General features: G+C 69.8%; 20 protein-coding genes. 5 read left to right on the top strand and 15 right to left on the bottom strand.

Annotation, left to right across the window (positions count from 1 at the left end; all coding sequences use genetic code 11):
* Positions 1-32: 32 nt before the first annotated feature.
* The 8 genes from ACIA8G_RS07900 to ACIA8G_RS07865 all read right to left on the bottom strand — a co-directional run bounded on the left by ACIA8G_RS07900 (position 33) and on the right by ACIA8G_RS07865 (position 10,601).
* Positions 33-857: an extensin family protein gene (locus tag ACIA8G_RS07900; RefSeq protein WP_396417584.1), complete on the bottom strand. Its 825-nt coding sequence runs from the start codon at positions 855-857 to the stop codon at positions 33-35.
* 130 nt (positions 858-987) lie between these two features.
* Positions 988-1,890 carry an SRPBCC family protein gene (locus tag ACIA8G_RS07895; protein ID WP_396417583.1) on the bottom strand — a complete coding sequence of 301 codons (903 nt, stop codon included), beginning with the start codon at positions 1,888-1,890 and terminating at the stop codon, positions 988-990.
* A gap of 33 nt (positions 1,891-1,923) precedes the next feature.
* Positions 1,924-2,430: a helix-turn-helix domain-containing protein gene (locus ACIA8G_RS07890; RefSeq protein WP_396417582.1), complete on the bottom strand. Its 507-nt coding sequence runs from the start codon at positions 2,428-2,430 to the stop codon at positions 1,924-1,926.
* A gap of 137 nt (positions 2,431-2,567) precedes the next feature.
* Positions 2,568-4,589, bottom strand: coding sequence for a phenylacetic acid degradation bifunctional protein PaaZ (gene paaZ, locus ACIA8G_RS07885; protein WP_396417581.1), 2,022 nt, complete (start codon positions 4,587-4,589; stop codon positions 2,568-2,570).
* Positions 4,590-4,701: 112 nt separating this feature from the next.
* Positions 4,702-7,386, bottom strand: a complete 2,685-nt coding sequence (locus ACIA8G_RS07880) for an alpha/beta hydrolase family protein (RefSeq protein WP_396417580.1) — start codon at positions 7,384-7,386, stop codon at positions 4,702-4,704.
* 136 nt (positions 7,387-7,522) lie between these two features.
* Positions 7,523-7,978, bottom strand: a complete 456-nt coding sequence (locus ACIA8G_RS07875) for a RidA family protein (protein ID WP_396417579.1) — start codon at positions 7,976-7,978, stop codon at positions 7,523-7,525.
* Positions 7,975-9,282, bottom strand: a complete 1,308-nt coding sequence (locus ACIA8G_RS07870) for an amidase (RefSeq protein ID WP_396417578.1) — start codon at positions 9,280-9,282, stop codon at positions 7,975-7,977. Before ACIA8G_RS07870 ends, ACIA8G_RS07875 begins: the two co-directional genes overlap by 4 nt.
* Complete coding sequence (locus tag ACIA8G_RS07865; protein ID WP_396417577.1) at positions 9,279-10,601, bottom strand: MFS transporter; 1,323 nt, start codon at positions 10,599-10,601, stop codon at positions 9,279-9,281. The genes ACIA8G_RS07870 and ACIA8G_RS07865 overlap by 4 nt, the downstream gene beginning before the upstream one ends.
* 138 nt (positions 10,602-10,739) lie before the next feature.
* Between ACIA8G_RS07865 and ACIA8G_RS07860 the strand changes: the two genes are divergently transcribed.
* On the top strand, positions 10,740-11,744 hold the full coding sequence (locus tag ACIA8G_RS07860) for a LacI family DNA-binding transcriptional regulator (protein WP_396417576.1): 1,005 nt from the start codon (positions 10,740-10,742) through the stop codon (positions 11,742-11,744).
* 15 nt (positions 11,745-11,759) lie between these two features.
* Here the strand turns inward: ACIA8G_RS07860 and ACIA8G_RS07855 are convergent, their stop codons facing one another.
* The gene (locus ACIA8G_RS07855; RefSeq protein ID WP_396417575.1) at positions 11,760-12,668 is read right to left on the bottom strand and encodes a LysR family transcriptional regulator; all 909 of its coding nucleotides are present in this window, start codon (positions 12,666-12,668) and stop codon (positions 11,760-11,762) included.
* 71 nt (positions 12,669-12,739) lie between these two features.
* Here ACIA8G_RS07855 and ACIA8G_RS07850 point away from each other — a divergent pair, with 71 nt between their 5' ends.
* The gene (locus ACIA8G_RS07850; protein WP_396417574.1) at positions 12,740-13,408 is read left to right on the top strand and encodes a nitroreductase family protein; all 669 of its coding nucleotides are present in this window, start codon (positions 12,740-12,742) and stop codon (positions 13,406-13,408) included.
* 28 nt (positions 13,409-13,436) lie between these two features.
* Complete coding sequence (locus ACIA8G_RS07845) at positions 13,437-14,297, top strand: AraC family transcriptional regulator N-terminal domain-containing protein (protein WP_396417573.1); 861 nt, start codon at positions 13,437-13,439, stop codon at positions 14,295-14,297.
* On the opposite strand, the gene ACIA8G_RS07840 is transcribed toward ACIA8G_RS07845, so the two are convergent.
* Genes ACIA8G_RS07840 through ACIA8G_RS07830 form a run of 3 tightly spaced genes read right to left on the bottom strand, consistent with a single transcriptional unit; the run spans position 14,275 to position 17,984 of the window.
* The gene (locus ACIA8G_RS07840; protein WP_396417572.1) at positions 14,275-15,444 is read right to left on the bottom strand and encodes a hypothetical protein; all 1,170 of its coding nucleotides are present in this window, start codon (positions 15,442-15,444) and stop codon (positions 14,275-14,277) included. The two genes, ACIA8G_RS07845 and ACIA8G_RS07840, sit on opposite strands and share 23 nt — an antisense overlap.
* Before the next feature lie 15 nt (positions 15,445-15,459).
* Positions 15,460-16,275 carry an SDR family NAD(P)-dependent oxidoreductase gene (locus ACIA8G_RS07835; RefSeq protein ID WP_396417571.1) on the bottom strand — a complete coding sequence of 272 codons (816 nt, stop codon included), beginning with the start codon at positions 16,273-16,275 and terminating at the stop codon, positions 15,460-15,462.
* 56 nt (positions 16,276-16,331) lie between these two features.
* Entirely contained in the window at positions 16,332-17,984 is a 1,653-nt protein-coding gene (locus tag ACIA8G_RS07830; RefSeq protein WP_396417570.1) for an AMP-binding protein, read from the bottom strand.
* 158 nt (positions 17,985-18,142) lie between these two features.
* Here ACIA8G_RS07830 and ACIA8G_RS07825 point away from each other — a divergent pair, with 158 nt between their 5' ends.
* A complete protein-coding gene (locus ACIA8G_RS07825) occupies positions 18,143-18,862 on the top strand; it encodes a LuxR C-terminal-related transcriptional regulator (RefSeq protein WP_396417569.1) in 720 nt (239 codons plus the stop codon).
* Entirely contained in the window at positions 18,863-19,291 is a 429-nt protein-coding gene (locus ACIA8G_RS07820; RefSeq protein WP_396417568.1) for a nitroreductase family deazaflavin-dependent oxidoreductase, read from the top strand.
* Here the strand turns inward: ACIA8G_RS07820 and ACIA8G_RS07815 are convergent.
* From ACIA8G_RS07815 to ACIA8G_RS07805, 3 genes are read right to left on the bottom strand one after another with little or no spacing between them, the layout of a single operon-like run.
* Complete coding sequence (locus tag ACIA8G_RS07815) at positions 19,241-19,798, bottom strand: hypothetical protein (RefSeq protein WP_396417567.1); 558 nt, start codon at positions 19,796-19,798, stop codon at positions 19,241-19,243. The genes ACIA8G_RS07820 and ACIA8G_RS07815 overlap by 51 nt on opposite strands.
* Entirely contained in the window at positions 19,795-20,358 is a 564-nt protein-coding gene (locus tag ACIA8G_RS07810) for a TetR/AcrR family transcriptional regulator (protein ID WP_396417566.1), read from the bottom strand. The genes ACIA8G_RS07815 and ACIA8G_RS07810 overlap by 4 nt, the downstream gene beginning before the upstream one ends.
* Before the next feature lie 24 nt (positions 20,359-20,382).
* Positions 20,383-21,552 carry an MFS transporter gene (locus ACIA8G_RS07805; protein ID WP_396417565.1) on the bottom strand — a complete coding sequence of 390 codons (1,170 nt, stop codon included), beginning with the start codon at positions 21,550-21,552 and terminating at the stop codon, positions 20,383-20,385.
* Positions 21,553-21,712 lie beyond the last annotated feature (160 nt).

Raw genomic sequence — 21,712 nt, 5'->3', positions numbered from 1 at the left:
AGTGTGGCTCCGGCCTTCCGCATCACCGGGGGTCAGATGTTCTGGTTCGCGAAGCCCTTGGTCGCGATCTTCGACAACATGCCCTGCCAGACCGACGCGCTGGAGTGCGGGTCGCCCGTCACGCCGAGCGCCGACTTGAGGCCGTTGAACGCGTTCTGCGTGTTCGTGCCCCAGATGCCGTCGATCACCAGGCCGGAGCCGCGGAAGTTGTTGCACACGGCCTGAACGAACTTGGTGTCGGACTCGGAGTCCTTGGCCGCGCGGACCGGCAGGCCACCGAAGTCGGAGTGGATGTGGTCGGCGTGGTCGGCGTTGTACCAGCCGTCGAGCACGTAACGGAACCGGCGGCGGCACACGGCCTCCGTCGCGAGGTAGCGCTTGCGGATCGAGGCGGTGCCCGACGCGTGGTGCTGGTCGAGCGGCGAGGTGGTGTTGCCGCCGGACCACCTGACGTGGTCGAGGTCCATCGCCGTGCCGGCGCCGTGCTGGCCGGGCTTGTTGACGTAGAACCCGGCCGAGACGATGTAGCTGATCGAGCCGTAGCTCGACGACAGCGACCGCAGGTCGCGGATCCACGCGACGAGCGCGTTGTAGAACGCGTCGGTGGCCTGCCAGTTGCGCGCGGTGGTGTTGCCGCGGTTGGAGCGCCAGTAGTAGACGGGCGTGCCGTCGATCTTCTGGAACGTCATCATCGCCAGCGCGCCGACCTCGGGCGCGAACTCGGCTTCGGTGTGCTGGTCAGCGAGCTTCGGGTCGGCGCCCGCCAGCCCGGGAGCGATGGTGGACAGGCCGGCGAGACCGGCGACGGCCGCCGCACCCGTGACGAAGCCGCGCCGCGTGACGTTGTTCTCGAACACCCCAGTTCTCCCTCTGTGTTCTGGCCGGTGCGAACAGGAGGAAGGGCCTGTCTCACCACCCGGCGCGAGGGAGTCTAGGGATCACGCCAGAACTGGGGAATCCGGCCTGACCTGCGGTTTTCCTTCGCCTTTACCGCGCGTCGCCGAGTACGCGGACCAGGTTGCGCTCGGTGTCGTTGCCGAGCTTCTCCAGTGCCAGCTTCGCGACCGGCGCCCCGAACCGCGCCAGCCCGCGGAACTCGAGGTGGGCGTGGTAGCCGATCCTGGTCGTGCCGGGAGAGGCGCCCGCGGTGATCGAGATGTCGTCCGTGGAGGTGGCGGTGTCGTTGGTGCCGACGAACTGCAGCCCGTCCGGCTCGTCGCGGGTCAGCTCGTAGACCAGCTCGGTCTTCCTGCCGAGGAACGTCGACACGTTGCGCCAGCGCGAGCCGACCTCGACCGGTCCGTCGTCGAGGCGCGTGCAGGTCACCGTGCCCGGATCCCACTGCTCGGCGCGGGCGAAGTCGCGCAGGTAGTCCACGACACCTTCGGGCGTGGAGGCCACGGTGAAGGTCCGCTCGACGTCGACACCGGACGGGATCGCCGCGGTGAAAGCCTTGGGCGCGAGGTGGAGGCGGTACTGGTCGACGAGCACGGCCTGGCTCTCGGCGCGCTGCAGCAGGCGGTCCATCCGCTCGGCGTCGATGCCGGGCAACGACTGCAACGTCCGCCACATCGCGGCCTTGCCCTCGATGCCCATGCGCATCGTCTCGAGTTCCAGCACATCGCTCAGCGGCGACCGGCCGAGCAGTCTGCCGTTGAACTTGAGCCTGCCCGCCTTCTCGGTCAGCCAGCCGATCGCCGCCTTGTGCTGGCGCGGCTCGACGCCGGACGCCTGCATGACGGCGAGCAGCTCCTTGCGGTCCGCCTCCACGTCATCCGCGAGGATGCGCAGTTCGGGGTGGGTCCGGCTGATGCGACGGGCGAGCTCGGTGCCCGCGATCGCGCCGGCCAGGTGGTCGTTGAGGTAGATGCCCAGGAGTTCTGTGTTCACGCCGGGCGGTTACCCCGCGCCTCCTGGGCGCAATCAGGGACCGGCGGGCCCCAGCTGATATCCCTGGTTCCACAGCGTTTTGATCACCAGTCCGAGCGGGGCGATCCGCCGCCGCAACCGCATGATGTGCAGGTGCAGGGCGTTGCTCGTGTCGCCGTCCTTGGTCGGCAGGCAGAGCAGCAGGTCCTCGCGTGTGGTCAGCGACCGGAAGCGCCGCAGCAGCGACGCCACCAGTGCGCGTTCCGTCGGCGAGAGCACCACCGATCTCGCCCGGAAGCGCAGGATGCCGGCGTTGTCCAGCTCCGGCACGGCGTACCGGGCCGCACGGGCGCGCAGCATCGCGATGCGCACGGCGAGGTCCTGGTGTGGCACCGGAGCGCGCACCCAGTCCTCGCGCATGTCGGTCAGGACGGGCGCGGGCACGTTCTTCTCCAGCACCAGCAGGCACAACGTCCCGCTGCGCTGACACGCCTCACGTGTCGCCGCGTCGAGCGGCCACCGCACGACCTCGACGGGCAAATGGTTCACCTGGTTCGACATACGTCCACTTCCGCTTGTCCACCACGGAGAGCACCGACCCAGCCTTCGGCTTTCGTGGACGGTAGAGGTGACCGCTATTTCCGCACCATTGCGCGGTGACCCCGGGAGGTCACCGCGCGGTAAGCGAACGCCCAGTGTCAGTTCTTGGCGACCAGCGTCAGCACGTCGTACCGGGCGACCGACTCGCCCTTCTGGTTGACCACGTCCGCGTCCCACCGCACCTCGCCGTACTCCTGGTCCTCGCGAGGCGTGATCTGCTTGGCCGTCAGCGTCACGGTCAACGCGTCACCGGGGAAGGTGGGCGTGACGAAGCGCAGGTTCTCCAGCCCGTAGTTGGCCAGCACGGGCCCCGGCTCGGGCGAGACGAACAACCCGGCCGCGAACGACACCACCAGGTAGCCGTGCGCGACCCGCCCGCCGAAGAACGGGTTCGCCGCTGCGGCCTCCTCGTCCATGTGCGCGTAGAACGTGTCGCCGGTGAACGACGCGAAGTGCTCGATGTCCTCCATCGTCACCTCGCGCGGCCCGGCGACGACCGTGTCGCCCAACCGGAGCTCGGCCAACGACTTGCGGAACGGGTGCACCGCGTCCTCGTTGCGGGGCGCGCCGGCCACCCACCGGTTCGTGACAGCGGCCAACGCGCGCGGGCTGCCCTGGATCGCGGTGCGCTGCATGTGGTGCAGCACGCCACGCATGCCGCCCATCTCCTCGCCGCCACCGGCGCGGCCAGGTCCGCCGTGCACCAGCATCGGCAGCGGCGACCCGTGCCCGGTGGACTCGCCGGCGTCCTCGCGGTCGAGCACCAGCAACCGGCCGTGCCACGGCGCCACGCCGATCACGACGTCACGAACGAATTCGGTGTCCGCCGACACCACCGAGCCGACCAGCGACCCGGCCCCGCGAGCCGCCAGCGCGATGGCGTCGTCGACCGAGGAGTACGGCATCAGGGTCGACACCGGCCCGAAGGCCTCGACCTCGTGCGGCTGCTGGGCGTCGGCGGCCGCACGCAGCAGCATCGGCGACATGAACGCGCCGCGCTCAGCGTCGGCGTCCACAAGGGACAGAGCACCGTCGCCGTAGACCACCGAAGCGCTCTCCTGCAACGCCTTCAGCGACCGGCGGACCTCCTCGCGCTGCTCGAGTCCGGCCAGCGCGCCCATCTTCACCGACTTGTCGGCCGGGTTGCCGATCACCACCTCGGCCAGCCGAGCGGCCACGGCCTCTCCCACCGCGTCGATCGAGGAAGCAGGCACGAGGGCACGCCGGATCGCGGTGCACTTCTGGCCGGCCTTCGTCGTCATCTCGGCCACCAGCTGGGAGACGAACAGGTCGAACTCGGGCGTGCCGGCGACGGCGTCCGGGCCGAGGATCGAGCAGTTCAGCGAGTCGGCCTCGGCGTTGAAACGCACGGAGGAGCGGATCACAGCCTGGTGCGTGCGCAGGTGCTGGGCGGTCGACGCGGACCCGGTGAAGCCGACGAGGTCCTGCTCGGTCAGGTGGTCCAGCAGGTCACCCGCGGAACCGCAGACGAGCTGCAGCGAGCCCTCCGGCAGCAGGCCGGAGGCGAGCATCAGCTCGACCATCTTCTCGGTCACGTACGCGGTCTGGGACGCTGGCTTGATCAACGACGGCACGCCGGCGATGAACGCGGGCGCGAACTTCTCGAGCGGGCCCCACATGGGGAAGTTGAAGGCGTTGATCTGCACGGCGACCCCGCGCAACGGCGTGCAGATGTGCTGCCCGACGAACGTGCCGCCGCGCCCCAGCGGCTCCACCGGTCCTTCGACGTAGACCTTGTCGTTCGGCAGCTCGCGCTTGGCCTTCGAGGCGTACCCGAGGAGCACGCCGAAGCCGCCGTCGATGTCGATCCACGAATCGGAGCGGGTGGCACCCGTGCGCGCGGACAGCGCGTACAGCTCGGCCTTGTGCTCCTTGAGGTAGAGCCCGAGGGCCTTCAGCAGCTGCGCGCGCTGGTGGAACGTGAGTTCGCGCAACGCGGGCCCGCCGACCTCACGGCCGTACCGCAGCGCCGTACCCATGTCGACGCCCGCGGAGGAGATCCGGGCGATCTCCTCCCCCGTCACGGCGTCGTGCAACGGAGCGCCCTCCGCGGAAGACGTGTGCCATCCACCCGACACGTAACTGCGCAGCAAGCCCATCGAGCCAACCCTCCCGTAGCGAGGGCCGATGGATCCGCATCGACCCGTCTACCGGCAACGTATCAGCCGATGGCCGATGAACCACTCGGCGACGAGCGAGCGGTCCGGTCGCCTAGGTGGCAGCATCAGCGACGGTGGCGCTGACCTCGAACGCATTGCTTTCGGGGAAAAACATCTCGAAGCGCAGCCGGACCTGTTCCTCCGGCTCGGTCTCCGCGTCGGCCGAGGTCGGCACCTGGAAGTCCGCACTGGTCTGGCCGGCGGGAATCATGACGGTCGACCAGATGCGCACCGAGGACAGCGGCCGCGACGGCAACGGCTCCTCGCCGGACACGGTCTTGAGCCAGCCCGGATCGACGTCGGTCGTAGACAGTTCTGGTGCGCCTGTCACCGCCAGCGGCTGCCAGTTCAGATAGACGCTGATGTCGGCCGGTGACGAGAGGGTCACCTTCCAGGCGAGCGTGCCGCCCTCGGTGACGCGGTCGGCTACCGGACTCGCCGTGGCGGTCGGTGCCGGATCGTCGTTGCGGACGAGCAGACCACCTTCGGATGCGCCCGCGACCACGCCCCGCACCGGCTGCACTGACACACCGCGCGACACGTCCCAGCTGAACCGGGTGTTGCCGGTGATGGGTATCGGCACGTCGATCCGGCGCTGGCCGGGCTTGATCGTGACGAGGCTGGTGATGTGGTTCATGCCCGTCTCGTCGGCGACGTAGACCCGCACGGTGCCGCCGCCGTTCCCGGTGACGGTGATCGGGAACTGGAGGTTGTTGGTGCCCGACTGACCCTCCTCGACCGTCATCTCGCCCACGTCCAGGCGAGGCAGCGCGCGCGGCAGCACCACGGGAAGTCCGTCGCCCCACCCGTAGGCGTCCATCAGCCACGCCTGCCCGGAAGGACTCTCAGGCGTGAGCTCCAGCGAGACGACACGGCCGACGCCCGAGGCCGGCAACGGAACCCGCACCTCCTGCGCCCACAGTCCCCGCAGCCTGCTCGTCGCGGGCAGGCCGGTCACCGAGACCGAGCCCAGTCGCATGCGCTGTCCATTGTGGTCGGTGACGGCCACGCCGAAACCGGTGGCGGGGCTGTTCGGCGGCACGATCAGCCGCAGCGCCAGCGCCCGTGCTCCGGTGAGCGACACGGGTCCGGCCGGGCGAACGGTCGCGAGCTCGCCCTGCGCCGACCACTGCAGCGCGACCGCGAGGCGGTCAGGCTCCTCGGAGAGCCCGCTGAACCCGACGAAGTGCGGCTGCTCCGGCCCACCAGGAGCCAGGCATGCGGCTGTGGTGTCGGACGTGCGCTGGGCGCAGATCCGGGCGCTGCCCTCGGCCCGTGTCGCGGCGTCCGGCACGACGAGAGCCTTCCGGTCCGCACCGACCGCGTGGCTCAGCACACGCGCGGGTCCGGCCGACGGCGCGCGCACGCCGGTACCGTCGAGCAATGGCAGTACCTTGGCGTCCCGCGCGAGGAACAGCCGCGCGGCGGCCGCGGTGTAGGTCGCGCCCACAGCCTGCTGCTGGTTCGCGGTGAGCCGCGTCGGGGCCTGCGGCGAGCACACGGCGTCCGAATCCGCGTCGCGGAAGTCGTCGGTCGAGGGTGCCTCCGACTGACCCGGCGTCCACTCGCTGTTGAAGTAGTTGTGGTTCGCGCCGACGATGTACAGGGCGCTGTGCAGTGCGGTGCCCTGGCCGACACCACGGGTCTTGTCCACGTACATCTGCCCCGACAGATCGGCCACGTCCCCGTCACAGCCGGGCAGGAACGTCACCGACGGCACGTCCGGTGCCGGGTTGTGCCCGAAGATCGTCGGGCCGATCAGCACGGTGCCCTTGATCATCCAGCGCACCGGGCCGCCGAAACCGGTGTCACCGGGCGGCGGGGTGAGGCTGTCCGTCGCGGCGCGGTTGACACCCTCACCACCGCGGGAATGCCCGGCCAGCATCACCTTCGACATGTCGGCGGCGGGTGCGTCCTTGACGATCCCGGGCGCGGAACCCCGCCCTGCTCCGGCCCAGTCCGCCCACTTCGCCAGATGCGTCCTCACCAACGACGACCGCGCCTGCGCACCGCTGTCGCTCTGCAGGGCGTCCTGCGCGTTGATGCCGTTGGCGGAGATCGACACCGTCACGTAGCCCTGTGAGGCGAGCAGTTGTTGTGTCTTCAGGTAACCGCGATAGCTCGGCGCCGGGGTCAGGCCCGCCGGGCACGGCCAGTGCGCGGTGGTGTTGGCCGGGTCGGACTTGCTGTAGCACGTGAGGTGCCTGCCGTGCAGGAACAACACCAGCGGGCGCTTCCCCGGCGCGCCCTTCGGCGCGACGACGACGGCCTGCATCTCGATCGGCGTCACGTAGCCCGGCAACCGGATCGAGTCCAGGGTGTACTCGCCGGTGCCCGTGGCGAACGGCCCCGGGGTGCCGGGGTCCGTGGAGGCGTCCGGCAGCAGCGGCGGCAGCGAAGCGGGCGCCATCTGCGCTGTGGGAAGTTCGGGCGGTGTCACGTCCAGCCTGCGGCCGGACGCACGCACCTCCAGCGCACCGGCGCCCCGCCGGTGCGCTTTCAGAACGAAGGTGCGCATGTCCGGTGACGAGCTCGGACGGCCGAGCAAACGGTTGCCTTCCCAGAACTCGACGCCCGCGTCCGTGAGCGGCACCGGGGCGGGCGAGGTCCACGCGACCACGTCGCCGTCGACGGTCCAGCCCGGCGCCGCCGGCGGCGGGTCAGCCGACGCGGGCGCCGCCGGCAGAACCGGTGCGAGCAACAACATCGGTAGCAACAGCGTGACAACGCGCCGCATGTGTCGAGTCCACCCTCCAGGCCCCCGCTGCCGGTCCACAGCGGACAGTCGGCGCGGATCCACCTACCTCGCCGACGGACGCTATCCAGGCGCCGCTGAAGGACCGATGAAGAACCTGTCGGCAAACCGTGGAGCCTTACGCCACCGTGACGATCACCTCGAGCTCGACCGGAGCGCCCATCGGCAGCTCAGCCATGCCCACGGCCGACCGGGCGTGCTTGCCCGCGACGCCGAAGACCTCCTCGAGCAGCTCCGAGGCACCGTTGACGACCACGGGCTGGTCCGTGAAGCCCTCGGCGGACGCGACGAAGCCGAGCACCTTGACGACCTCCACCACGGAGTCGATGCCGACTTCGGCGTCGATGACCGCCAGCGCGTTGATGGCACAGGCACGGGCGAGCTCGCGCGCCCGTGCCACGTCCACCTCGCCGCCGACCTTGCCGGTGGTGCGCAGCGTGCCGTCCTCGTACGGCATCTGCCCGGAGGTGAACACCAGGTTCCCCACCCTCTTCGCCGGCACGTACACGGCGGTCGGCGGCACGACCGCCGGTAGCTCGATGCCCAACTCAGCCAGTCGACGGCTCGCGCTCATTGGTGTCCCTCTCGGTTGTTGATGATCCGATCGACCCATTCCGCCACCGCGAACAGGCGGTGGTCGTCGGCGGCGATCAGTTGCAGACCCGCCGGTCGGCCCGGTGTGGGCATCGGCAGGCTCAGCGCCGGGTGCCCGGTCACGTTCGCCATGCGGTTGTTGCGCAGCAGCAGGTCCCGCACCGAATGCCGGCCGCTCGCGACCTCGGCGTGCACCGCGCCGAGCAACGGAGCCGTGATCGGCACCGTCGGCAGCACCACGGCGTCCACAGTGGACAGAACCTGGTCCGTCTCCGCGGTGAGCGCCGCGGCCAACTGGGAAGCCAGCACGTAACGCCAGCCGGGCACCTCCGCGGCCGCCAGCAACCGCTCCCGGACGTCCGGCTGGTAGTCGTCGGCCAGCAGCGGGAACGTCTCGGCGTGCGCGGCGGCGGCCTCCGGGCCCTGCAGGTCCAGCGAGGCCGTGGTGAACCGGGCCCACTCCGGCAACCGCACCCCGACCGTCGTCGCACCGGCCGCGATCAGCCGCTCGACGGTCTGCTCGTAGACGACGGCCACGTCTGCGGCGTTGTCGTGCGGTTCCGGGTTGGTCAGCACGCCCAGCCGGGGCGGTCCGATCCGCCCGGTCCGGCGACCGCCGGAGAGCGCCTCGACCGCGTACCGCGCGTCGGCCACCGAGCCGGCGAGCACACCGACGTGGTCGAGACTCGTGGACAACGGGAAGACACCGCCGCGGGGCAGCGTTTCCCTGGCGGGTTTGACACCCACGACACCACACAGTGCGGCCGGGATTCGCACCGAGCCTGCCGTGTCCGTGCCCAGCGCCAACGGCACGATGCCCGCCGCGACGGCGGCAGCCGAGCCCGAGCTCGACCCACCCGTCATCCTCGACGGGTCACGAGGATTGCGGCACGGTCCCTCCACATTGGACGTTCCGGTGCAGCCGTACGCGAACTCGTGCGTGTGGCTCAGGCCGATGACCACCGCACCGGCCGCCCGCGCCCGCTGCACCACCTCGGCGTCGGTATCGGCGATCCGGCCGGCGAACACCCGCGAGCCGCAGCGGTGCGGCATGCCCGCGACCTCGATGATCTCCTTGACCAGCAAGGGAACCCCGGCCAGCGCACCCTGCCGCGACCGCGCCACGTCCCGCGCACTCCGGAGGGCGTACGAGGCGTCCAGGTGCACCACGCAGCCGAGTGCCGCGGCCTCCTCTGCCCGGCGTAGCGCGTGTTCGGCCAGCTCGACCGGATCGAGCCGGCCTTCACGCACCCCGCGCGCGACGGCCTCGATCGTCTCCGTCACGCCGGCGTCACCACCGCGACCGGGCGGCCGAAGTCGACCTTCTTCTGCGGGTTCACGAAGACCATCGCGACCATGCCCAGCGCGCAGGCGACACCGGCACCCACGAACATCGCGCCGTACCCGAGGTCCGCGACCAGCACGCCGGTGAGCGTGGGCGCGAGAATCGTCGCGATGTTGGCGAAGAAGTGCATGATGCCGCTGAACGTGCCCGCCCGTGCGGCGGCGACGTCGACCACGACAGCCCAGTAGACCGTGTCCGGCAGGAAGTTCAGCGCGTTGCCCACCGCGATCATGACCAGCACCGCCACCGGGCTGTCGACCAGCGGGATGCACAGGAACACCACCCCGGTCAGCCCCAGGCTGACGACGGCGAGCCAGGACCGGGCGATCCGCAGGCTGCCGGTGCGCTGGGCGAGCCAGTCCGAGAGCCGGCCGCCGAGCAGGACGGTCGCACACGCCCCGATCCACGGCACCATGCCGAGGTACCACAGCGACGACAGGCTGAAGCCGAACTCGTCGGCGAGGTACTTGGGCGTCCAGGTCAGCAGCAGGAAGTTGACGTACAGGAACGCGAAGAACCCGACGGTGTTGGCGATGAGCGTGCGGCTGCCGAAGAAGAGCTTCCACGACCGCAGGCCGAGCTGGTTGCCCTTGGGTGCGCTGGAAACCGCCGCGCCGGTCGCGAGCAGCGCGCGTTCCTCCGCGCCGACCCTCGGGTTGTCCTGCGGCCGGTCGGTGAACACCCGCATCCACACCAGGACCCACACCAGGCCCAGCACTCCCAGCACCACGAACATGACGCGCCAGTTGGCGATCGACAGCAGGCCCACCGCGATCGGCGCGGTGAGCAACGCGCCCAGCGGAGTGCCGAGCAGGCCGAGTCCGGTGGCGATGCCGCGTTCACGGGGCGCGGCCCACACGGCCAGCGAGCGGTTGATCGTCGCGAACGCGGGCCCTTCCGCGAGGCCGAAGAGGACCCGGAACACCGCGAACCCCAGCAGCGCGGTGCCGCCCAGCACCGCCACACCGAACTGACCGGCGAAGATCATGCCGATCTCGAGCACCGACCACGCCGTGCCCGACACCACCCACATCCACTTCGGCCCCTTGGCGTCGGCCAGCGCGCCACCGAGCAGCGCGCCGACCATGTAGCCGTAGCCGAAGTAGCCGAGCACAGCGCCCCACGCCGCCTTGTCGAGGCCGAACTCGCTGATGATCGGGCCGGCCGCGTACGAGATGGCGCCGCGGTCGACGTAGTTGATGATCGCCATCAACGCCATCAGGCCCATCACGACGAACCTGTAGTTGCGAACCTCCACCGGTGTACCTCCCGGGATCGTCGCTCGACTGCGGCAACCAACCGCCTGGCTGCAATCGATTGCGCGCAATCGATTGCGCAGACCATAGGCGGGCGGGCCTGCTCGGTCAAGGCCCCCGAGATCACTACGATGACGGGCGTGAAGGGCACCAGCGGCCGGCGGGTCACGCTCGACGACGTCGCGCGGCACGCGGGCGTGCACAAGTCCACGGTGTCCCGCGCGTTGCGGTCGACCAGCTCCGACCCGCGCGTGATCAGGATCCGCGAGGTCGCCGACGAGCTGGGCTGGACCCCCGACCTGATCGCGGCCGGCCTGCGCAACAAGCAGATGCAGTCGATCGGCGTGCTGGTCCCCCGCCTCACCGACGTCGTCCTCGCGACGATCTTCGAAGGCATCGACGACACGTTGTCGCGACTGGGCTGGCAGGCCGTCGTGGTGAGCACCTGGGACGAACCCGACGTGCAACGCAGGCGGGCCCAGCTGCTGCTCGGCCACCGGGTGGACGGCCTGATCGTCGCCGACGCCCGCGCCGACGCGCCCTACATGGTCGACATCGCCGACCGCGGCGTGCCGGTGCTGCTGGTCAACCGCTCCTATCCGGGATTCGTCTCGGTGACCTGTGACGACGAGCTGGGCGGGCGTCTGGCCGCCGACCACCTGCTGGATCTGGGACACCGGCGGTTCGGCATCGTCGCGGGCATGCCGTACGCGGTGAGCCTCGCCAACCGCGTGCACGGCTTCCGCGCCGCCGCACGGGACCGGGGCATCGAGATCGGCGACGACATGGTCGTGGAGTCGACGATCTACCCGTCGGCCGGGCGCGAGGCCGGAGCGCTGCTGCTGGACCGGCCCGATCCGCCGACCGCCTTCTTCGTCGTCAACGACGCCGCCGCGATCGGACTCATGGGCCTGCTGCGGGAGCGGGGACTCACGATCGGCGAGAACGTCAGCGTGGTCGGGTTCAACGACATTCCCGAAGCGGCCGAGCTGCACGTGCCGTTGACGACGGTGCGCAATCCCATGCGGGAGATGGGTGCGCTCGCCGCTACGGAGGCGCTGCGGTTGATCGACGGGCAGCAGGTGACCAGCCAGACCCTGCGGCCCGAACTGGTGGTGCGGTCGAGCACCGGCCCGCTGCGCTGATCTCAGGGGCTGACTTCAGTTCGGTGTGAAGAGGGTGGCGCAGTGCGAAGCGAACGCTTGCGCCCGGCGCGTCAACGGCCCGCCACCGGCCCACCCCAGCACGACCGGAGTGGTGGGCACGGCGTCGCGCAACGGCAGCGCGATCACCTCCAAGCCTTCGTAGGACGACGTCACGACCGGCTGCTGGACCGTGATCGAGTAGCCGATGCCACGTGCTACCAACGACCGAGCGAGCTCGAAGCTGCGAGCCCGATGCGTCACCACCATCTCGACACCCGCGGCCGCGAACACAGACCGGAAGTAGCGCTCGCTAGGCGGAACATCCAAAAGCACGAACGGATCGCCCACGAGCTCGCGCAACGCAATCGCACGCCGCCGCCGCAATCGGTGCCCGGCCGGCAGCAACACCTTCGGCGCCTGGTCGTACAAGGGCGTGGTCGCGATGCCGGGCACCAGGTCCTGGTCGTACAGGAACGCGATCTCGCACCGTCCGGCGATCAGGTCCTCCTGGATCTCCGGCAGGCTCCCCTCGACGAACCGCACGGACACCGAAGGGTGTGCGCGTTCGAAAGTGGCGATCGCCGCGGGCAGGTGGAACGGCGCGATCGGCGCGTAGCAGCCCACGGTCAGCACGCCGCTGACGTCGCGGCTCAGTCCGCGCGCCTCGACGCCGAGATCGCCCATCGCACCGACCACGCGGCGGGCGTCCGCGAGCACCTGCGTGCCCGCCGCTGTCAGCGCGGCGCCCCGGCGTGGCGAGCGGACGACCAGCCGGAGGTCCAGCGCGCGTTCCAGTTCGCTGAGCGCCAACGAGATCGCTGCCTGGGAGACGTGGCCACGAGCGGCGGCGGTCGTCAACGTGCCGGTCTCGGCCACCGCGATCAGGTACTCGAGCTGCCGCAGCGTCACGTTCGGCAGATTCATCAGCCGATCTTATAACTGGAACAAGAAACTTCAGCTGTTCATATGAGTCGCGGCGGGGCATCGTCGGAAACGTGAACCGACCGCACAGCCACCCCTTCGTCCTGTACACGCCGCCACGGTTGCCGATCGAGGAGGGACTCGAGCGCGGCAGGGCCTTCCACCGGCTGCTCGACGGGCGCCGGTCCGTGCGCTGGTTCTCGCCAGAACCCGTTCCCGCAGAAGCGGTCGAGCTGGCGGTCCGTGCCGCGAACACCGCCCCGAGCGGTGCGCACCAGCAGCCGTGGCGGTTCGTCGCCACCCAGGACCCCGGGCTCAAACGCCGCGTTCGTGAGGCAGCGGAAGAGGAAGAGCGCCGCTTCTACCACGAGCGCGAGCTCCCGGAGTGGCACGCGGCATTGGCGCGGCTGGAAACCGACGCGAACAAAGAGTTCCTGCAAACAGCGCCGTGGCTGGTGGTCGCGTTCGCGCAGAAGCAGCAGGACGGCAAGAAGACCTACTACACCAACGAAAGCGTCGGCATCGCGTGCGGGTTCTTCATCGCCGCACTGCATTCGATGGGCCTGGCGACGCTGACGCACACGCCGAACCCGATGACGTTCCTGAGCGACCTGCTCGGACGCCCTGGCGAACGGCCGTACATCCTGTTCCCGATCGGCTACCCGGCCGACGACTGCGAGGTGCCGGACCTGCGCCGCAAACCGCTGTCCGAGGCACTCACGTTCGTGGACGGGCTTGCCTGATCGTCCCACTACCAGCAGCATCGACCCGGTGGACGAACTACGTGCGCTGATCACCCGGCACGCCCGGCCGGACCTGACCACGCCGCTGGAAGACGTCCTCCTGTCCAAGGTCGCCACGAGCCGGCCGGGCTCCTCGATGACCGGCACGATCCTCGCGTTCGTCGCGCAGGGCCGGAAACGCATCGCGCTGGGCGACCGCGTCTACGACTACCGGGCCGGCCAGTACCTCGTGGCCTCGATCGACATGCCGATCACCGGCGACTACGTGGGCATCAGCCCGGAGCAGCCCGCCCTCGGCCTCGGCCTGGTCCTGCGGCCGGAACAGGTCGCCGGCCTGCTCGTGGACAGCGACCTCCCCCGAGAGCACGGCACCCCGGAAGGCCTGGCCGTCAGCGACGCCACCCCGGAGCTCACCGACGCCGTCACCCGGCTCGCCCGGCTGCTCGACCACCCGCGGGACGCCAAGGCTCTCCTTCCGCTGATCAAGCAGGAGATTCTCTGGCGGGTCATGACGAGCGAGCAGGGTGCGGTCGTCCGCCAGCTCGGCGTCCGGGACAGCAGCCTCAGCCACATCGCCAGGGCCGTCCGGTGGATCCGGGAGAACTACGCCGAGTCGTTCAAGGTCGAGAACGTCGCGCGGATCGCGGGCATGAGCGAGTCGGCGTTCTACCGCAACTTCCAGGCCGTCACGGCGATGAGCCCGATCCAGTTCCAGAAGCAGATCCGGCTCCAGGAGGCCCGGCTCCTGCTCGCGACGACCAGGGACGTGACCGGTGTCAGCCACCGGGTCGGCTACGACAGCCCGTCGCAGTTCAGCCGCGAGTACCGCCGCCAGTTCGGGGCGCCGCCCAGCCGCGACGCGGTGCTCAGGCCACAGCCCGTTCTCTGACGTCCAGGTACACCGCGCGGACCTCCAAAGCCCGCTCGACCTTCTCGATGATGGGCGCGAAGAACTGGCGCCGGTGCTCGGCGTCGCTCATCGAGGTCACCGAGAAGTACATGCTGCCGAACGCCGCGAACAACGTGGCGTTGCGCAACATCGCCAACGGCACACCGAGCCTCTCCGACATGTCCGGCGGTTCCCCGATCCACAGCGTGGCGATCGCGGGCGTGACGACGATCAGGCCGAGCACCACGAAGAACGCGAACAGCCCCAGCCCGACCACCGCCGCCTGCACCAGCTGCCGGATCGCGAGCATCACCAGCAGGTTGCGCTGCTGCCGTCCGTTCAACCTCTTGGGCGGCAACGGTTCGGCGATCTCGACCCCGGCCAGCGGGGTGCCCTTGCACGCGACGGTCAGGATCTCCGGCCGCAGGTCCTGCTCGACCCTGCCGATCTCGTCGCGCAGGCGGGCGGCCGAGGCCAGCACGGTGATCGAGGCGAACAGCAGCACGATCAGGCTGACCCGCGCCCACGGCAGCAGGTTCATCGCCTGCCACAGCTCACCGGTGAAGAACAGGAACAGCGTGACGAACAGCAACGGCGGCAGCGCCCGGCCGAGCAGGTGCACGCTGTTGCGCAGGTCCGCGATCGTGTGCCGGATGGCGGCCTTCAGCAGCGCGCCCAGCCCGTAGGTGGTGGCCACCATCATCGCCACGAAAGCGACCCCGAAGAAGGCGATGAACCACAGCGCGTTGATCCACAGCAAGGACTGGGAGTTCTCGGTTCCCGGCGTGATGATCTGGTCGTAGACCACGTACTGCAGCGTGGGCACGATGATCGGCATCGCCGCGTACCCGATCAACAGCAGCACGGTCGTGCGGCGCGAGAAACTCGGCAGCCGCCGCACGAACAGCGAGAGCAGGATCCACGCGGACACCATCACCGCGACGATCACCCCGAGCAGCACCCACTTCGACAGCCCGGTGGACTTGAGCAGCACGAGCCACGCGAAGCTGCCGACCGCGACGAACGTGAGCGAGGGCAGCATCCTCGGCAGCACGTGCGAGCGGAAGCCGTAGCCCTCGATCATGGTCGGCGCGCCCTGCCGCACGAACCACTGCTCGGTCCGCAGCACCAGTGTCGAGGAAGGCATGGCGAAGATCTTCCCTCACCGGTCGAAGAGCCGCGCCATGACGTTGTAGTAGCTGGTCGGGGCGATCCTGGCGAGCGCGTCGAACACGTAGGCGTCGGGCCCGACCAGGATCCGCGCCTTACCCCGTTCGACGCCGCGGTGGATGATCTCGGCGGCCTTGTCCGGGGTGGTCAGCGCGATCTTGTCGAAGTCCGCCGCCATCTGCTCCAGCGACCTGTCCTGGCCGTCGGGATCGGTGTGGATGCGCGCGTTGCGGATGATGTTGGTCTTGATGCCGCCGGGGTGCACGGTGACCGCGGAGACACCCGTGCCGCGCAGCTCCTGCCGCAACGAGTCGGTGAACCCGCGGACGGCGAACTTGGCGGCGCAGTAGGCGCTGTTCTTCGGCATTCCGACCAGCCCGTACACGCTGGAGGTGTTCACGATGACGCCGTAGTTCCGCTCGACCAGCTGCGGCAGGAACGCCCGCGTCCCGTTCACCACGCCCCAGTAGTTGATGTCGAACAGCCAGGAGTCGTCGTCCGGCACCGAGTTCAGCACGGTCGTGGACGTGGCGACGCCCGCGTTGTTGAACACCGCCGCGAGCGGCATGTCCAGCCACTGCTGAACCTCCTTGGCGAACCGGTGCACGTCCTCCGCGTCCCGCACGTCGAGGACGCGGCTGAGCACCGGGCCGCGCAACGAGGCGGCGGTCTCCGCCAGCCCCTCGGCGTTCACGTCGGCGATGACCACCGGTGAGCCGTGCCCGGACAGCCGCTGCGCGAGGCTGCGGCCGATGCCGGAGGCGGCTCCGGTGATCACCGCGGGGCGACCGGCGATCTTGCGCACCATGTGTGCTCCTGTCGTCGTGGGCGGGCACCCACGTTAGCGGCTGACGTGAGGAATTTTCAGGTCCGCAGCTCGGGGAAATCCTCGTCGCGCCACTCCCCTGCCGAGGCGCCGGACTCTTCTCGTGTGCGGAGGTCGACCCTGCGGATCTTGCCGGACACCGTCTTGGGCAGCTCGGCGAACTCCAGCCGCCGGATCCGCTGGTACGGCGCCAGGTTCGCGCGGGCGTGCCGCAGGATCCGCAGGGCAGTGTCCCGGTTCGGCTCCCAGCCGGCGCTCAGCGCGACGTACGCCTTGGGCACGGCGAGCCGCACCGGATCGGGCGCGGGCACGACCGCGGCCTCCGTCACCGCCGGATGCTCGATCAGCACGCTCTCCAGCTCGAACGGCGAGATCTTGTAGTCCGACGCCTTGAACACGTCGTCCGTCCGCCCGATGTAGAAGAGGTAGCCGTCCTCGTCGCGGCTCGCGATGTCGCCGGTGTGGTAGTAGCCGCCGGCCATCGCTTCGGCGTTGCGTTCCTGATCACCGTGGTAGCCGGTCATCAGGCTCATCGGCCGTTGCTCCAGGTCGATGCAGATCTCGCCCTCGTCGGAGAGCTCGCCGCTGATCGGGTCGACCAGCACGACCGGCACCCCGGCGAGGGGCCGTCCCATCGAGCCGGGCTTCACGACGCCGCCGGGCACGTTGCCGATCGACAGCGTGGTCTCGGTCTGCCCGAAACCGTCCCGCAGCGTGAGTCCCCACTGCTGCCGGACCTGCTCGATCACCTCGGGGTTCAACGGCTCCCCCGCGGCCACGACCTCCCGCAGCGTTCCCGGCCCGCCGCTGAGATCCGCCTTGATCAGCATCCGCCACACGGTCGGCGGGGCGCAGAACGTGGTCACGTGCTTGGCCCGGATCTGCCCGAGCAGCGCGGCGGCGTCGAACCGGGCGTAGTTGTAGACGAAGATCGTCGCCTCGGCGATCCACGGTGCGAAGAAACAGCTCCAGGCGTGCTTGGCCCAGCCGGGCGAGCTGATGTTGAGGTGCACGTCGCCCGGTCTGATCCCGATCCAGCGCATGGTCGTGAGGTGCCCGACCGGGTACGAGGCCTGGGTGTGCTCGACGAGCTTCGGCTTGCTGGTCGTGCCGGAGGTGAAGTACCGCAGCAGGCGGTCGTCCGCGCGGGTCTTCGGGTGCGGCAACGGCCCGTCCGGGGCTTCCCGCGTCTCGGCGAAGTCGAGCCAGCCCGGCTCGGCGCCACCGACCGCGATCAGGACCGGGCCGTCCTCGAACTTGTCGGTGTCCTCGGTCCGCGCGATGACGTGCCGCACGGCACCTCGGCGCAGCCGATCGGCGAGATCGGCGGGGCCCAGGGCGGTGGTGGTCGGCATGATCACCGCGCCGAGCTTCATCACCGCGAGCATCGACTCCCACAGCTCGGCCTGGTTGCCGAGCATGATCATCACGGTGTCGCCCCTGCCGACGCCGTGCCACGCGAGCCACCGCGCGACCCGGTTCGACCGGCGGCGCAGCTCGTCGTAGGAGTAGGCGCGTTCCGACCCGTCCTCTTCGACGATGTGCAACGCCGTCGCGTCGTTGCCCTCGGCGATGTGGTCGAACCAGTCGTGCGCCCAGTTGAAACTGCCGGGGAAGCTGGGCCAGCGGAACGCCTCCGGGTCGGTGAGCATCAGGTCGCGGGCCGCGCGGTAGGTCTCGTGACTGGACATCGGTGGCCTCCTTCACTGGTCCCAGAGGGTGGTGAGACTCAGGGGTGCCGGGATACCCCCGTCCGGGGGTGTACCCCTTTTCGAGGGTGCGTCCGTGGGCAAAACTGCGGGGCGTGCTGCCAGACCGTTTTCAGACGCTGCTGCCGCAACGTCTGGACATGCTCCGCCGAGCCACCGGGCTGCCCGTGGTGTTCGGTGGTGCCGTCGCGCCCGGCAGGGACCTCGTGCTCAGCCACTTCTTCGGCATGAACGGCACGTCGTTGCACGGCCTGCGGGTCGGCACCGGCCGCGGCCTGGGCGGCACGGCGATCGCGATGGGCACCGCGGTGCGCGTCAACGACTACGCCTCGACCCGCGCGATCACCCACGAGTTCGACCCGATGGTCGTCGGCGAGGAACGCCTGACCTCGATGTTCGCCTATCCGGTGGCGGTGCGCGGAAGCGTGCACGGCGTGCTCTACGGAGCCGTGCGCGGCACAACGACAGTCGGTGACCGGGCGATCAGGATGGCCGGCGCCATCGCGCAAGGCTTCGCACAGGACCTGGACATGCCCTCACTTCACACGCAAGCCGCCCTGCGCGAACTCGCCGAGGTCGCCCGGCTCGTCGGCGATCCGGCGTTGCGCGACCGCCTGCGCAAGGTCCACCAGGACCTCGGCGGCGCGGCGGCGGCCGCCGGTGTCCCCACGTCTCTCACGCCACGCGAACTCGATACGCTCCGCCTGGCCGCGGTGGGTGCGTCGAACCGGGAGATTGCCGCCGAGCTCGGGTTGAGCACCGAAACCGTCAAGGCCTACCTCCGGGGTGCGATGCGCAAACTGGGGGTGCACAACAGAACCGCCGCGGTCCACGCGGCGAGGTCGACGGGAGCGCTCTGAATGTCGTGGCTCGAGAAGGCCGTGATCGGCACCGACCGCCTGTTGTACCGGCTGACCGGCGGCAAGGTCATGACCGTCTCGTTCAGCAAGCAGACCGGCCTGACACTGCTCACCGTGGGCGCGAAGTCCGGTGAGCCGCGCGAGAACCAGGTGCAGTACGTGGCCGACGGGGCCGGCATGCTGGTCGTCGGCTCGAACTGGGGCAAGCCCCACCACCCGGCGTGGACCGCGAACCTGATCAAGACCCCGGACGCCGCCGTGAACGTCCGGGGGAAGATCAGCACCGTGCACGCGACGTTGCTCGAAGGAGCCGAGCGCGAGACCGCCTGGCGCAAGATGGTGGCGGCCTGGCCGGCGTTCGAGGACTACCTCGCCCGCTCAGGAGGCCGCGAGCTGCGGGTCTTCCGCCTTCTGCCGGTCGAGCGCTAGCCACGCGCAGCCGATCAGCACGAGCACCCCGTGCGCGATCCGCACCGCGGGCGGGGTGAAGAACTGCGGCAGGAACAGCGCGAACCCGGCCGCGAACAGGATCGCCGCCGTCGTGCGGAGCCTGGCCGCGACCATGATCGCCGCGACGGCCATCGTGATGAGCCCGAGCGTGAAAGTCGTGACGGCGACCGGGTTGTAGCGCACCGCCTCGGCCAGTTCGAGGACGTTCGGCTGCGCGGCGATCTCGTGCAGACCGAAGTCCTCCGCGCCGTAGTAGGGCAGCGTCAGCCCGGCGCCGACCCAGAACGTGATCGCGGCGGTGCGGTGGATCTCCAGCAACGCGATCGGCACCAGGATGAACCCGATCATCGCGAACAGGTGCGACCACACCCACGCCTGGGATCCCATCGCGGCGGCGGCACCCGCCGCGGTCGTCTCGTCCTCCCACGGGCGGAATGCCGGGTACAGCAGGAAAAGCAGGCCGGCTGCGGCTAACGGAATTCTCATGACTGTCCCCTGAGGTCGTTGAGGTACATGCGGACGAGCTGGTCGTAGGTGTCGTCGAGGCCTTCCGGCAGGCCGAACCCGCCGCTCGACTCGATCGACGCGAAGCCGTGCACGATCACCCGCAGCCGCCGCGTCGCGTGGATCGCGGCCGAGCCCTCCAGGCCGTACCCGCGCAGCGTCGCGAGCATGACCTCCATGAGCTTCATCCCGGCGGCCTGCTGCAGCGGGTCGTGCAGCGGATCCATCGGCAGGGCCGCGTAGCGCTTCGGGTGTTCGGTGACGTACGCGCGGTAGGCCCACATGAGCGCCGTGACGGCGTCGTCGCCCGCCAGGCCGAGCACCGCCTGCGTGAAGCGGCCGGTCATCTCCTCCATCAGCCGCACACCCACGAGGCCTCGCAGTTCCCCGAGGTTCGCGACGTGCTTGTACAGCGACGGCGTGGCGACACCGGTGCGGGCCGCGACGGCGGCGAGCGTCAGTCCTTCGACGCCGTGCTCGTCGACCAGCGCGAGCGCGGCGGCCACGACCGAGTCGGTGGTGAGACGTGGGCGAACAGCCATAGCTCTAAAGCTAATGCCATTAGCCTAGCTCGTCAAGCTCCTCCGGAAAGTGACGTGACGTGCGAGAGCCACCACCGCCATCAGCACTACGAGCCCGCACACACCACGCCAGCCGAACTGGACGTATGCCCGCACTCCCAGCCACGACCCGACGGCGCCGCCGATGTACGCACACGTCATGTAGGCGGTGTTGAGGCGTCCTCGATGAGTGTCGCTCAGGGCGTACATGCGGATGGAGTTCGCCACCATCCCGCACTGCATCGCCACGTCGAGCACGAGCGTGCCGAGAACCAGCGCGACGAGCCCGCCGACCCCGCCCGCGGCACCGAACGTGAGCACGGCCGCGGCACCGATCACCGCGAGCATGCAGACGAGGTTCACCGGATCCGACCCGCGGCGGTCCACGATCCGCCCCGCGACCGGAGTCGCGGCCATCGTGGCGGCGTTGACCAGGGCCAGCAGCCCCACCGCCTGCGCGCCGTAGCCGTAGACCGGCCCGGTCAGCAGCAACGCGACGCTCCCCCACACCGCGCTGAACGCCCCGAAGATCATGGCCTGGTAGAGACAGGACCGCCGCAGCTCCGGTTCCGCCCGCAGCAACCGCAGGGGTTCCAGCAACAGGTCCGGATAGGACTGCCGGGTGTGCGGTTCGGACGGTGGCAACGCCCGCCACAACGCCACCGCCATCACGAACGCCAGCCCCGACGCCATCAGGTAGGGCGCCCGCCAGTCCAGCCACTCCCCGACACCCCCGCTGAACGTCCGCGCGAGCAGCATCCCGCCGATCGAGCCGGCGAGCATGGTGCCGCTCGCGGCACCGCGACGTGACGGCGCCACCATCCCGGCCACCATCGGCCCGATGATCGGCGCGATCACCGTCGCCACCCCGACCGCGACCCCGGCGGCGAACAGCGGCCCGAACGACGGCGCGAATCCGGCGGTCGCGAGCCCCAGCCCGGTCACCGTGAACAGCGTGGCGATCAGCGGCCGGTACGGCACCCGGTCCCCCAGCGGCACCAGCAGGAAGATCCCGCACGCGTACCCGACCTGAGCTGCGGTGACGACGAGCGCGGCCCGGTCAGGGGGTATGCGCAGCCCCTCGGCCACGAGCGGCGTGATCGCCTGCGGGAAGTAGACGTTGCCGACCGCCACACCGCAGGCGACAGCCAGCAGCCAGAGCATCCCCCGAGTCATGGTCCGAACCTGTCTCCACCCGCCGGAGCCCGCAACAGGTTTTCACCGAAAAACATCACCGCAGGTCGCGATGTGGATCAGTTGAGAGCGCTCCCATCTGATGAAAACATGAAAACGTTTACGCGTTGACCGATGGTCACGCCGTGACAACACTTCCGAA

It is taken from the genome of Lentzea sp. NPDC051213 (assembly GCF_044455585.1).
Taxonomy (GTDB): domain Bacteria; phylum Actinomycetota; class Actinomycetes; order Mycobacteriales; family Pseudonocardiaceae; genus Lentzea.
Note: the sequence above shows the minus strand (reverse complement) of the source record. Positions and strands in the feature narration are given on the sequence as shown.